12 protein-coding genes are annotated in these 12,176 nt (G+C 60.0%); 6 read left to right on the top strand and 6 right to left on the bottom strand.

What is annotated here, in order from left to right; translation table 11 throughout:
- Positions 1-14 precede the first annotated feature (14 nt).
- Positions 15-1,463 (top strand): catalase, encoded by a 1,449-nt coding sequence (locus CMQ96_RS08965; protein ID WP_064343065.1) that lies wholly within the window; start codon positions 15-17, stop codon positions 1,461-1,463.
- A gap of 49 nt (positions 1,464-1,512) precedes the next feature.
- Here the strand turns inward: CMQ96_RS08965 and CMQ96_RS08960 are convergent, their stop codons facing one another.
- Complete coding sequence (locus CMQ96_RS08960) at positions 1,513-2,529, bottom strand: Rpn family recombination-promoting nuclease/putative transposase (protein ID WP_098066617.1); 1,017 nt, start codon at positions 2,527-2,529, stop codon at positions 1,513-1,515.
- A 137-nt stretch (positions 2,530-2,666) separates the two neighbouring features.
- Here CMQ96_RS08960 and nudI point away from each other — a divergent pair, with 137 nt between their 5' ends.
- A complete protein-coding gene (nudI, locus tag CMQ96_RS08955; protein WP_004134001.1) occupies positions 2,667-3,092 on the top strand; it encodes a nucleoside triphosphatase NudI in 426 nt (141 codons plus the stop codon).
- Here nudI and CMQ96_RS08950 read toward each other — a convergent pair.
- Together CMQ96_RS08950 and tctD are read right to left on the bottom strand one after the other, a co-directional pair.
- The gene (locus tag CMQ96_RS08950) at positions 3,084-4,499 is read right to left on the bottom strand and encodes a sensor histidine kinase (protein ID WP_098066615.1); all 1,416 of its coding nucleotides are present in this window, start codon (positions 4,497-4,499) and stop codon (positions 3,084-3,086) included. The genes nudI and CMQ96_RS08950 overlap by 9 nt on opposite strands.
- Entirely contained in the window at positions 4,486-5,160 is a 675-nt protein-coding gene (gene tctD, locus CMQ96_RS08945; RefSeq protein ID WP_004133997.1) for a transcriptional regulator TctD, read from the bottom strand. The genes CMQ96_RS08950 and tctD overlap by 14 nt, the downstream gene beginning before the upstream one ends.
- A gap of 134 nt (positions 5,161-5,294) precedes the next feature.
- Here tctD and CMQ96_RS08940 point away from each other — a divergent pair, with 134 nt between their 5' ends.
- The 4 genes from CMQ96_RS08940 (at position 5,295) to CMQ96_RS08925 (ending at position 8,983) form a co-directional block, all read left to right on the top strand.
- Entirely contained in the window at positions 5,295-6,275 is a 981-nt protein-coding gene (locus tag CMQ96_RS08940) for a tripartite tricarboxylate transporter substrate binding protein (RefSeq protein WP_024359250.1), read from the top strand.
- A 15-nt stretch (positions 6,276-6,290) separates the two neighbouring features.
- Positions 6,291-6,722 carry a tripartite tricarboxylate transporter TctB family protein gene (locus tag CMQ96_RS08935; RefSeq protein ID WP_004133992.1) on the top strand — a complete coding sequence of 144 codons (432 nt, stop codon included), beginning with the start codon at positions 6,291-6,293 and terminating at the stop codon, positions 6,720-6,722.
- Positions 6,723-6,733: 11 nt separating this feature from the next.
- The gene (locus CMQ96_RS08930) at positions 6,734-8,254 is read left to right on the top strand and encodes a tripartite tricarboxylate transporter permease (RefSeq protein ID WP_049087151.1); all 1,521 of its coding nucleotides are present in this window, start codon (positions 6,734-6,736) and stop codon (positions 8,252-8,254) included.
- Between the two features lie 105 nt (positions 8,255-8,359).
- Positions 8,360-8,983 carry a DUF2238 domain-containing protein gene (locus CMQ96_RS08925; RefSeq protein ID WP_004133986.1) on the top strand — a complete coding sequence of 208 codons (624 nt, stop codon included), beginning with the start codon at positions 8,360-8,362 and terminating at the stop codon, positions 8,981-8,983.
- On the opposite strand, the gene menE is transcribed toward CMQ96_RS08925, so the two are convergent.
- From menE to menB, 3 genes are read right to left on the bottom strand one after another with little or no spacing between them, the layout of a single operon-like run.
- Positions 8,960-10,351, bottom strand: a complete 1,392-nt coding sequence (gene menE / locus CMQ96_RS08920; protein WP_024359252.1) for an o-succinylbenzoate--CoA ligase — start codon at positions 10,349-10,351, stop codon at positions 8,960-8,962. The two genes, CMQ96_RS08925 and menE, sit on opposite strands and share 24 nt — an antisense overlap.
- The gene (gene menC, locus CMQ96_RS08915; protein ID WP_098066613.1) at positions 10,348-11,313 is read right to left on the bottom strand and encodes an o-succinylbenzoate synthase; all 966 of its coding nucleotides are present in this window, start codon (positions 11,311-11,313) and stop codon (positions 10,348-10,350) included. The genes menE and menC overlap by 4 nt, the downstream gene beginning before the upstream one ends.
- On the bottom strand, positions 11,313-12,170 hold the full coding sequence (gene menB, locus CMQ96_RS08910) for a 1,4-dihydroxy-2-naphthoyl-CoA synthase (protein WP_004123101.1): 858 nt from the start codon (positions 12,168-12,170) through the stop codon (positions 11,313-11,315). The genes menC and menB overlap by 1 nt, the downstream gene beginning before the upstream one ends.
- Between the last annotated feature and the right edge of the window lie 6 nt (positions 12,171-12,176).

The following is a 12,176-nucleotide window of genomic DNA, read 5'->3' as shown; positions in this document are numbered from 1 at the left end:
GTCAGGAGATAAAGATGAGCAAGAAAGGACTAACCACCGGTGCCGGCGCGCCGGTTGTCGATAATAATAATGTCGTGACTGCAGGTCCTCGCGGACCGATGCTGCTGCAGGATGTCTGGTTTCTGGAAAAACTGGCCCACTTTGACCGTGAGGTTATCCCGGAACGCCGAATGCACGCTAAAGGCTCCGGGGCATACGGCAAACTGACCGTTACCCACGATATCACCCGCTATACCCGAGCAAAGCTTTTTTCCGAAGTCGGTAAAACCACCGACCTGTTCCTGCGTTTCTCAACCGTCGCCGGAGAACGCGGCGCCGCTGACGCCGAGCGCGATATTCGCGGCTTTTCTATCAAGTTCTATACCGAAGAGGGCAACTGGGATCTGGTGGGCAACAATACGCCGATTTTCTACCTTCGCGACCCGCTGAAATTTCCCGACCTTAACCACGTTGTCAAACGCGACCCGCGCACCAACCTGCGTAATCCAACCTGGAAATGGGATTTTTTCTCCCTGCTTCCCGAAACGCTGCATCAGTTAACCATCGACTTTAGCGACCGCGGCATCCCGCGCTCATATCGCCATATGCACGGTTTCGGCAGCCACGCGTTCAGCTTTATTAACGCTGAAAATGAACGTTTTTGGGTGAAATTCCACTTCAAATCCCAGCAGGGGATCGCCAACCTGATGGATGATGAAGCGAAACGCCTGGTAGCAGAAGATCGCGAGAGTTCGCAGCGCGATCTCTATGAGTCGATTGAAAGAGGCGATTTCCCGCGCTGGACCTTCTACGTGCAGATAATGCCGGAAGCGGAAGCCAGCCGGGTCCCTTACAACCCCTTCGATCTGACCAAAATCTGGCCGCACGGCGATTACCCGCTGATTGAAGTCGGGGTACTGGAGCTTAACCGCAACCCGGATAACTACTTCGCTGAGGTTGAGCAGGTCGCGATGAATCCGGCGAACGTGGTGCCTGGCGTGGGCTTCTCTCCGGACCGGATGCTGCAGGGACGGCTGTTTTCCTACGGCGATACCCAGCGCTATCGTCTGGGCGTTAACCATCATCAAATTCCGGTCAATGCTCCGCGCTGCCCGTTCCATAACTATCACCGCGACGGCGCGATGCGCGTTGACGGCAATAGCGGCAACGGCGTCACCTATGAGCCCAACAGCTTTGGCGTGTTTCAGGAACAACCGGACTTTAGCGAGCCGCCTTTAAGCCTTGAAGGCGCGGCGGCGCACTGGGATCACCGGGAAGATAGCGACTACTTTAGCCAGCCGCGCAGACTGTTTGAGCTATTAGGCGAAGATGAGCATCAGCGAATGTTCCAGCGTATCGCCAATGATATGCGGGATATTCCTGAGTTTATTCAGCAGCGACAAATTGGCCTGTTCAGCGAAGTCCACCCCGACTACGGCGCGGGTGTTGCAGCGGCGTTACAGGCCTTAAAGCACGGGGAATAAGTACTGATGGCAGCCCTTAAGGCTGCCATTTTACGCTTTTTAAACGATTTTAGTGCCGGAGCTTAGCGAGCTGCTGCTGCGATAAACCGGTCAGCTTTGCGACCTGAGAAGGCTCAAGCCCCTCATCCAGCATCGCCAGGGCAATGCGTTGCGTCGCCTCCTGCAGACCTTGATGTCGGCCTTCATTTCGGCCTTCATTGCGACCTTCACGTCGGCCTTCATTGCGACCTTCACGTCGGCCCTTTTGTAAGCCCTTTTCTATCCCCGCCTTCATTCCCTGAAGGATCCCCTCTTTACGGCCACGCTCTTCCAGAAAATGAGCAATATTCATCAGCGTCTCCTTATGCGGCTTGAGCGGCGTCTTTTGCGCGAGCTTGCGTAAAAAGGCCACCGGATCGGCGGCGTTACCCGCCTGAAGCATATAATTCAGCAACGTTTTAAACTGCCGACGCGTAGTGTATCCCAAGGATAATATTCTGACCAGTTGCTCAGAGATGTCCATCAGGTCCCGCTGGCGGATATGTTTTTGCAGTAGCTCAAGCATAGCGACCCGGCGGTGCTGTACAAGCCGATCGTCAGGGATCTCAGTGACGTCTATCAGAGGAAAACTCCGGCTATACAGCCGCTCGGCCATCTCTGGCTGTGGAAAGCCATCCAGCCAGCGCGTTGAATACGGGTAGGGGCTGGTCCTGCCGTGATAAAAGAGCAGAGGAATCACCAGCGGCAGCTGATGATGCCCTTTATCAAGATGATGCTGCATCGCCGCGATGGCGTATCGCATCAGGCGAAACGCCATATGCCTGTCGGGAGAGCTTTGATGCTCAATAAGAATGTAGATATACCCCTCTCCGCCATGGGTTTTTAGCGAATAAAGGATATCCGAATGGCTGGCGCGTAAGTCCTCTTCAATAAAACTGCCGGACTCCAGCTGCAGCGTCCGCAGATCGCACTGTTCCCGCAAATGCTTCGGCAAATGAATATGCAAAAAATCGCGCGCCGTTGCCCGTTGGGACAAAAGATGTTTAAAGACCGCATCGTGCGGCGAGTGGCTTGCTATCTGTTCCATGATGGCCCCTGACCAATTAACCTGCGCTCACCCTACCACCACTCGCATTCACCGCGCGTTTTCGCTTGCGGTTTGCCGAGGCGGCTCGCAAACTGGGCCATTACAATTTTTATCCGCATCATCATTAAGGAGAAATCATGCGTCAAAGGACTATCGTCTGCCCGCTCATTCAACATGAAGGCCACTATCTGCTGTGTAAAATGGCCGACGATCGCGGCGTGTTTCCCGGCCAGTGGGCGCTCTCCGGCGGCGGCGTCGAGCCAGGCGAGCGCATTGAAGAGGCGCTGCGGCGAGAAATTCGTGAAGAGCTGGGCGAAAAACTGCAGCTGACCAACGTCACCCCGTGGACCTTTCGCGACGACGTCCGGGTTAAAACCTACGCCGATGGCCGCCGGGAAGAAATTTATATGATTTACCTGATCTTCGACTGCATCAGCGCCAATCGCGACGTGACGATCAACGAAGAGTTTCAGGACTACGCCTGGGTGAAAGCCGAGGATCTTCCTCACTATGATTTGAACGTGGCGACCCGCCGGACCCTCACCCTGAAAGGCTTACTCTGAACGCGCGCGCAAAAAGCGCAGCCTGACCTTCAGCCCGCCCAGCGTTTCGCTCCGCAGCAGCTGCGGATGGCTGCGGTGCAGGCGCGCAATATCGCTGACCAGCGCCAGGCCAAGCCCGGCGCCGGGGTTATCCCCCACGTTTTCCAGACGATGGAACGGCATGAGCGCCTGCTGAATCTGCGCATCATCGATCCCCGGCCCGCTATCTTCGACATCCAGCAGCACCGCCTCTCCGTCACGATGCAGGCTGACGGTGACGATCCCCCCCTGCGGCGTATAGCGAATCGCGTTATCCAGCAGATTCGCGCACAGCTCGCTCAACAAAACGCCGTCTCCGGCAATGGTCACCGTCGAGGTTTCCCCCTCATAACCGAGATCGATAGCTTTGCTCCGCGCCTGCTGAAGACGGGAAAAGCAGCTATGGTGAACGATCTCCTGAAGGTCTACCGGCGGGAACGCCTGTTCCCCCTGCTCTTTCCGTTTGATGGTAGCCAGCTGCAGCAGGCGCTCGGTGAGCAGGATCGTGCTATTAAGCGTGCCGCTCATCGCCTCCAGGCTCTCGCGCCACTGTCGGGGATCGCCGCTCGCCAGCGCCACCGAAGCCTGGGTTTTCAACACCGCTAGCGGCGTTTTGAGCTGATGAGACGCGTCGGCGCTAAACCGCTCCTGGCGGGAAATCATCACCCGCAGCCGGTCGATATAGCGGTTAAAGGCGACGATCAGCAGCCGGGTTTCCGACCACGGCAGCAGCTCCGGCAGCGGCGTCAACAGGCCGGGTTCGCGCCGTATCATCAGCGCCGAAAGCTGGCGCATTGGCCGCAGCACGCGGCGCAGCAGCCAGCCGGCGAGAACCAGCGTCAGCAGCACTAATAGCCCCTGCGAGATCCATGATGAAAACAGCAGCTGTCCCGCCAGCCAGCGCCGCGACTGCAGCGTTTCGGCGATATAGATTTCCGCCATGCCGACAACGCCGCCTTCGTTAACCGGCTGCAGCAGCCGCGCCACGCGAATGGCCTGGCCGCGATATTCGGTATGATAAAACCACGCCAGCGCCGGATAGAGATCGGTACGAGAGGTTGATGGCGGCATTGGCGGCAGGTCGTCAAAACCGGAAATCACCCGCCTCTCGGGATCGAGAACTTTATAGTACAGGCGATCGTTCATATTCAGCTCGAAGCTATCGAGCACCACCCAGGGAACATTCACTTCCAGCCTGCCGTGGCGTACCACCAGACGCTCCGCCACCGTGCGGGCGGAGGAGAGCAGCGTACGATCGTAAGCCTGGGTCGCCGCCTGCAGGGCGCTGACGTAGCTATTGAACGCCGACAGCCCCCACAGCAAAACCAGCGGCAGGCCGAGAAACAGCAGCAGCTGGGCGAATAACGACTGCGGTTTACCCCACCTCATGAGCGAGCTCCAGCACGTAGCCCAGGCCGCGCAGGGTCACGATACGCACGTTGCTCTCCTGAAGTTTCTTACGCAGACGATGAATATACAGCTCAATGCTTTCCGGGCTGACGTCATCGCTGAGGCTGAAAACCTGTTCAAACAGCTGCTGGCGCGACACCGGCCGCGTACGGCGGAACATCAGCACCGTCAGCAGCGCCTGCTCGCGCGGCGTCAACGACAGCGTCTGCCCGCGCAGTAAAAAATAGCCTTCATCGCGATATTCCAGCGCGCCAATCTGTTGCACCTCATGCACCTGGCCTTCGCTACGCCGCAGCAGCGCGCGCAGCCTGGCATCCAGCTCTTCGAGCTCAAAAGGTTTTGGCAAATAGTCATCGGCGCCGACGTTCAGCCCTTTAACCCGATCCGCCACCGCGCTGCGGGCGGTTAACAGCAGGACGGGAAGAGTCTGCCCGCGCTTTCGCAGGCGCTGCACCACCTCCAGACCGTCGAGTCCCGGCATGCCGATATCCAGCACCGCCAGCGCATATTTTTCGCTTTGCAGCAGATGATCGGCCGCCCGGCCATCAAATACGCAGTCCACGGCAAACCCGCCCTGTACCAGCGCTTTCTCCAGCCAGTGAGCCAGCTCACGGTTATCTTCTGCCAGTAAGAGACGCATATCACATCCTGAAAAGTTGCTGCCGCGTTGAAAGGGAAATGAAAGGTAATTGTTTTAACAATCATGCAACCGAATAGCCACATGCCGGTTCACATAATCAAAAAAACGTACCCTGTAACTGACTGAGGAAGCCTATGAATATTCCATTCCTGCGCCATCTTAGCGCCCTCGCGCTATGCCTTTGTACCGCCTCCGCCTGGGCCGTCGAGGCGCCTTCCCGTACCGAATGTATCGCGCCCGCCAAGCCCGGCGGCGGCTTCGATCTCACCTGCAAACTGATTCAGGTCAGCCTGATGGAAACCGGCGCCATCAAAAAACCGATGCGCGTCACCTACATGCCCGGCGGCGTAGGGGCAGTGGCCTACAATGCGATCGTCGCCCAGCGTCCCGGCGAACCCGGTACCGTGGTCGCCTTTTCCGGCGGCTCGCTGCTCAACCTGGCGCAGGGCAAGTTTGGCCGCTACGGCGTGGATGATGTCCGCTGGCTGGCCAGCGTCGGCACCGATTACGGCATGATCGCGGTACGCACCGACTCGCCGTGGAAAGACCTGCCGTCGTTCATGGCGGCGATGGAAAAAAACCCCGCCAGTATCGTCATCGGCGCCGGCGCCTCAATCGGTAGCCAGGACTGGATGAAAGCGGCGCTGCTGGCGCAAAAAGCGAACGTCGATCCGCACAAAATGCGTTACGTGGCCTTTGAGGGCGGCGGCGAACCGGTCACCGCGCTGCTGGGCAATCACGTGCAGGCAGTCTCCGGCGATCTCAGCGAAATGGTGCCTTATCTACAGGGCAATAAAATCCGCGTGCTGGCGGTCTTCGCTAACGAAAGGCTACCGGGCGCGCTCGCCGATGTCCCCACCGCCAAAGAGCAGGGCTATGACCTGGTATGGCCGATTATTCGCGGCTTCTTCGTGGGCCCGAAAGTCAGCGACGCCGACTATCAGTGGTGGGTGGATGAGTTCACTAAATTGCAGCAGACCGACGCGTTCAAAAAGCAGCGCGAGCTGCGCGGCCTGTTTGAATTCAACATGAACGGCAAGGAACTGGACGCCTATGTCAAAAAGCAGGTGGAAGCGTATCGCCAGCAGGCGAAATCCTTTGGCCTGGCAAAATAATTAACGGAGGTTGCGATGAGCGATCGTATTTTTGCCGGTGTGTGGCTGCTGCTCTGCGCGGGGGGAATGTTTATCGCCTGGCAAATCCACAGCGAATACGCCTATGAACCCGTCGGCCCGCGCCCTTTCCCGGTAGGCATTATCGGCCTGATGCTGCTGTGCTCTGTTTTACTGCTTCTGCGTCGGCCCGACGCCATCACCTGGCCTGGGCGTCTGGTTTTACAACGTTTATTGACGATGGTGGTGGCACTGGTGGTCTACGCGTGGGGTTTTGAATGGCTGGGTTTTCCTCTGGCCACCGCGCTGCTGACCGCCGTTTTTGGCCTGCTGTTTGGCGCCACCCTGCCCGCTGCCGGGGTAGCCGGCGTGGCGATGGGCATCGCGCTGTGGTACGTCTTTGACGCCCTGCTCGATGTCACCCTGCCGCTCGGCGTCTGGTTGAGTTAACGGAGGAGTTTATGGATATCTGGATTTATCTGTCGCAGGGCTTCGCCGTCGCCATGACGCCGACCAACCTGCTGATCGCGCTGATTGGCTGCTTCGTTGGCACCATCGTCGGCCTGCTGCCGGGCCTGGGCCCAATTAACGGCGTGGCGATCCTACTGCCGCTGGCCTTTGCCCTGCATCTGCCCGCTGAATCGGCGCTCATTCTGCTGGCCACGGTCTATATAGGTTGTGAATACGGCGGACGTATTTCATCGATCTTGCTTAACGTGCCCGGCGATGCCGCCGCCATTATGACCGCCATCGACGGTTATCCTATGGCGCAGCAGGGGCGCGGCGGCGTGGCCCTGTCGATCTCCGCCGTCAGCTCCTTCGTCGGTTCAATGATCGCTATCGGCGGGATGATTCTGTTCGCCCCCATACTGGCGCAGTGGTCGCTGGCGTTCGGCCCGGCGGAATATTTCGCCCTGATGGTTTTCGCCATCGCCTGCCTCGGCAGCATGATGGCGCAAAATCCGCTCAAGTCGTTCCTCGCCGCGTTGATCGGCTTGGGGCTGGCGACGGTGGGCGTTGATGCCAATACCGGGGTGTATCGTTTCACTTTCGACAGCGTTCATCTCTCCGACGGCGTGCAGTTTATCGTGGTGGTGATTGGCCTCTTTTCGGTTTCGGAGATCTTGCTGATGCTGGAGAGCACCAGCGGCGGGCAGAAGCTGGTGCGCAAAACCGGCCGTATGCTGTTTAACGCTAAAGAGGCGGGACAGTGCGTCGGCGCGACCCTGCGCTCATCGGTGGTGGGTTTCTTTGTCGGCATTCTGCCGGGCGCGGGGGCGACCATTGCCAGCGCCATCACCTATATGACCGAGAAAAAGCTCAGCGGCAACAGCGACACCTTCGGGAAAGGCGATATTCGCGGCGTCGCGGCGCCGGAAGCGGCGAATAACGCTTCCGCCTGCGGCTCGTTTATTCCGATGCTCACGCTCGGCGTCCCCGGTTCCGGGACCACCGCGGTGATGATGGGCGCGCTGACCCTCTACAATATTACCCCGGGGCCGGCGATGTTTACCGAACAGCCGGATATCGTCTGGGGGTTAATCGCCGCGCTGCTCATCGCCAACGTGATGCTGCTGATTATGAACATTCCGCTGATCGGTCTGTTCACCCGCATGCTGACCATCCCGCTGTGGTTTCTGGTCCCGGCTATCGCCGCCGTGTCCGCGGTCGGCGTCTACGCGGTGCACAGCACCACCTTCGACCTGCTATTGATGGTTGGGTTGGGCGTGCTCGGCTACATCATGCGTAAGATGCACTTCCCGATGTCGCCGCTGATCTTAGGCTTCGTGCTGGGGGAGATGCTGGAGCAGAACCTGCGCCGCGCGCTCTCCATCAGCAACGGCAACGTGGCGATTCTATGGCAAAGCGGCGTGACCAAAACGCTCCTGCTGCTGGCCATCGCGGTGATTGTTGTGCCCCCGCTGCTGCGATATATGCGTAAACGTCAGCAAAAAACGCCCGGCGATATTCCCTCCTCCTGATAGACAACGTCATTGGCGGTCGCCAACCGCCGCCAATGACGGTATCGATTGAATTTCTCCTGCATCTGCCTGATAGTTATCGTTTTAACTTTCTGGTGATCCGTTATGACCGTCGCAGCATCCCGTTCGGGGTTAACATTCGCCGCGCTGGCGCTGGCCCTGATCCTCGCTTACACCGGTATCAGCGCAGGGGACAAACTCACTTGGCTGATGGAAGTCACGCCGGTCATTATCCTCGTTCCGCTTTTGCTGGCCACGCGCTCGCGCTATCCGTTGACGCCGCTGCTTTACACGCTGGTTTTCTTTCATGCCATCATTTTGATGGTCGGCGGTATGTACACCTACGCCAAAGTGCCCATCGGCTTTGACGTACAGGAATGGCTGGGGCTGAGCCGCAACCCCTACGATAAGCTGGGACACTTTTTCCAGGGGCTGGTCCCGGCGCTGGCGGCGCGGGAGATTTTGCTGCGCGGCGGCTACGTTCACGGGCGTAAAATGCTCGGTTTCGTGGTCTGCTGCATTGCGCTAGCGATTAGCGCCGTCTACGAGCTGATCGAATGGTGGGCGGCGCTGGCGCTGGGACAGGGCGCCGATGAATTTCTCGGCACCCAGGGCGATCCCTGGGATACTCAGTCCGATATGTTCTGCGCCCTGCTCGGTGCGCTGACCACCGTTTTTGCGCTGGGCCGCTGGCATACGCAGCAGCTACTGCACGTCCAGCGCTTCTGAGGCGGAGCTCTCCTGCTGGTTGACCCAGTCGCGTAGCGCCCGGCGGGAAATTTTAATTCCGCCGGTTTTCAGCGATTCAGGCAGCCGCAGCCAGCGCACCGGCTGCTGAAACCGCGCCAGCTTATCGGCGCACCAGCCTGCCAGCTCGGACGGTTCGCAATGCGCGCTGCATTCCACCACCGCCACCGGCCGCTGGCCAAACTCCGCGTCATCCTGCGGCACGATAAAAACTTGCCCAATCAATGGGTGTGCGCCGATAACCCGCTCCACCTCTTCCGGCTGAATACCTTCTCCGCCGCTAAAAAAGAGGTTATCCACTCTTCCGAGGATAGTCAGCCTGCCGTGCTCCAGCTGTCCCCGATCGCGGGTGGCGAACCAGCCGTCGGCATCAGCGATGGGGACCGTTTGCCCATCGCGCCAGTAGCCTTCCGCCATGCTGTCCGAGCGCAGCCAGACCTCGCCATCGACAATCCGCACTTCGCGCCCCGGCAGCGGCCGCCCGACATCCGCCAGGCCGTCCGCCTCCTTGGCGCATACCGTGGAGGCAAACTCGGTTAGCCCGTAGCCGCACCAGCAGCGGATACCGCGCCTGCGGGCCTGTTCGGTGAGCGCCACCGGAATCGCCGCGCCGCCGAGCAGAACCGCTTTTAACGACACCCCGGCGTCGCCGTTAAGCAGGCGCCATAGCTGAGTCGGCACCAGGGAGGCGTGGGTACAGCCGCGTAACGCCTGTTCCAGCGGCTGCTTGTCGCGTACCGTCAGGCCTGCGCCAGCAAATAGCCAGCGCCAGAGAATGCCCTGACCGGAAACGTGAAACAGCGGCAGCGACAGCAGCCAGTCATCGTGTGGCGCAAAGGGTATCATCGCCAGCACGCCCTCTGCGCTGGCAAGATGGGCGCGAAAAGCGTGCACCGCCGCTTTCGGCAGCCCCGTCGACCCCGAGGTGAGCGTCATGGAAGCGATACGATCTTCTCGCCAGGCCGCCGCGTACGCGCCGTCGCCAACGCGCAAAACTAAGGCATTAAGCGCTACCGGAAGGTCGCCGCCGTTCAGCGCCAGCGCGTGGCGCAGGCCAAGGGACGGCAGCAGTTCCGCCAACAGAGGAGCCGGCAGCTGCGGATTCAGCGGCAGAACGCGCGCGCCGCACTGCAGCAGGGCCAGCAATGCCAGCAAAGCATCGGGCTGGTTGTAAGCGCGAAGCAGCACGCCATCGCCGTCGCTGACCCCCTGGGCGTGAAATCCCGCCGCCAGCGCATCAATGCGCGCGCACAGTTCTCGCCAGCTTAGCCGCCGCTCATTCAAGCGCAGCGCCCGGGCCTCTTCCCGCCGTTGCCGCCAGTGACGCCAGGGCCAGTCGCTAAAGGTCACAGTAGCGGCTCCAGCTCATCAACGCTCAGACACGGCAGCTCGCTATCCGGCCAACGGCGCACCAGCTGGCCGCGCATCAGGCTCAGGGTGTCCAGACCGGGTATCGTGTCCGGGGTAAACCAGGCGGCGATTCGCGCCAGCTGCGTCAGTCCAAGGCTCGACTCAATGGATGAGCTGATCACCGCCGTCAGCCCCAGCGCATGCGCCTGCGCCACCTGCTGGCGTACCTTTTGCAGACTGCCGGTCAACGTTGGTTTAATCACCACCGCCCGCAGCCCCGGCTCGGCGGCAAAGCTAAAGTCCGCCTCGCGCAGGCTCTCATCCCAGGCGATAGCGATACCCGTTTCTTTCGCAAAAGCGCGCGAATCGTCGCGATTTTTACAAGGCTCTTCGAGAAAGGCGATGCGGCTGCGATAGTGCGGATTAACATATTTAGCGAACTGCTGGGCTTTCAGCGGCGTCCAGGCGCGGTTAGCGTCGAGGCGCAGCGTCAGATCGGGAATCGCCTCCAGCAGCAGATTGACCACCATACCGTCGCGCACCGCCTCATACAGGCCAACTTTGACCTTGGCGACCTTCTCGCCGGGCATCAGCGAAAGCCTGGCGAACAGCTCGTCCGGGTCGCCGGAACAGAGCGGCGCCGCACGATAATCCGCCGCCTGCGGCAGCTCGCCGCACAGTTCCGCCAGTGCGCAGCTCGCCCCGAAAGCCGCCGACGGCGGGGCCGGCAGCGCGTCGTCTTCGCCATCTCGCCAGGCGCTCGCCCACGCCAGCAGCGCCGTCCGCGCGTCATCCAGCGTTTCCAGGCTGAATCCCGGCAGGGGAGAGATTTCCCCCCAGCCTTCGAGCTCGCCGTCGCGCAGGCGCAGAAGCAAACCATCGCGGGTTTTTAACCGCCGTTCACGCAGCACCACACCCGTGTCCATCGGTAGCTGCCAGCGGTAGACCTGCGCCTGTCGCATTACGGATTCCGTTTAAATTTGCTGAAGTCCGGCTGGCGCTTCTGGTTGAAAGCATTGCGCCCTTCCTGACCCTCTTCGGTCATGTAAAATAGCATGGTGGCGTTACCCGCCAGCTCCTGCAGTCCCGCCTGGCCGTCGCAGTCGGCGTTCAGCGCCGCCTTCAGGCAGCGCAGCGCCATCGGGCTGTTTTGCAGCATTTCCCGGCACCAGCGCACGGTCTCTTTTTCCAGATCCGCCAGCGGCACCACGGTATTGACCAGGCCCATATCCAGCGCCTGCTGCGCGTCGTACTGGCGGCACAGGAACCAGATCTCACGGGCTTTTTTCTGCCCGACGATGCGCGCCATATACGAGGCGCCCCAGCCGCCGTCGAAGGAGCCAACTTTCGGACCGGTCTGGCCAAAGATAGCGTTTTCCGCCGCGATGGTCAGATCGCACATCATATGCAGGACATGGCCGCCGCCAATGGAATAACCCGCCACCATCGCCACCACCGGTTTCGGGCAGGTGCGGATCTGCCGCTGGAAATCGAGAACGTTGAGGTGATGAACGCCGGAATCATCCTGATAGCCGCCGTAGTCGCCGCGGACCTTCTGATCGCCGCCGGCGCAAAACGCTTTGTCGCCTTCACCGGTCAGCACGATGACGCCGATATTGTCGTCATAGCGGGCATCCGCCAGCGCCTGAATCATCTCTTTGACGGTCAGCGGACGAAATGCGTTGCGTACCTGCGGGCGGTTGATGGTGATTTTGGCAATTCCGTCCGCCGATTTTTGGTAACGAATGTCGGTGTAGCCTTCGGAGCAGTCCTGCCATTCAATCGGGGCGTAAAGCATTGCTTCATCAAGAGAGATCATAAAGTG

Origin of the sequence: Klebsiella sp. MBT K-1 (assembly GCF_002556465.1) — a bacterium.
Taxonomy (GTDB): domain Bacteria; phylum Pseudomonadota; class Gammaproteobacteria; order Enterobacterales; family Enterobacteriaceae; genus Klebsiella; species Klebsiella grimontii.
This window is presented reverse-complemented; position numbering and strand designations above follow the sequence as displayed.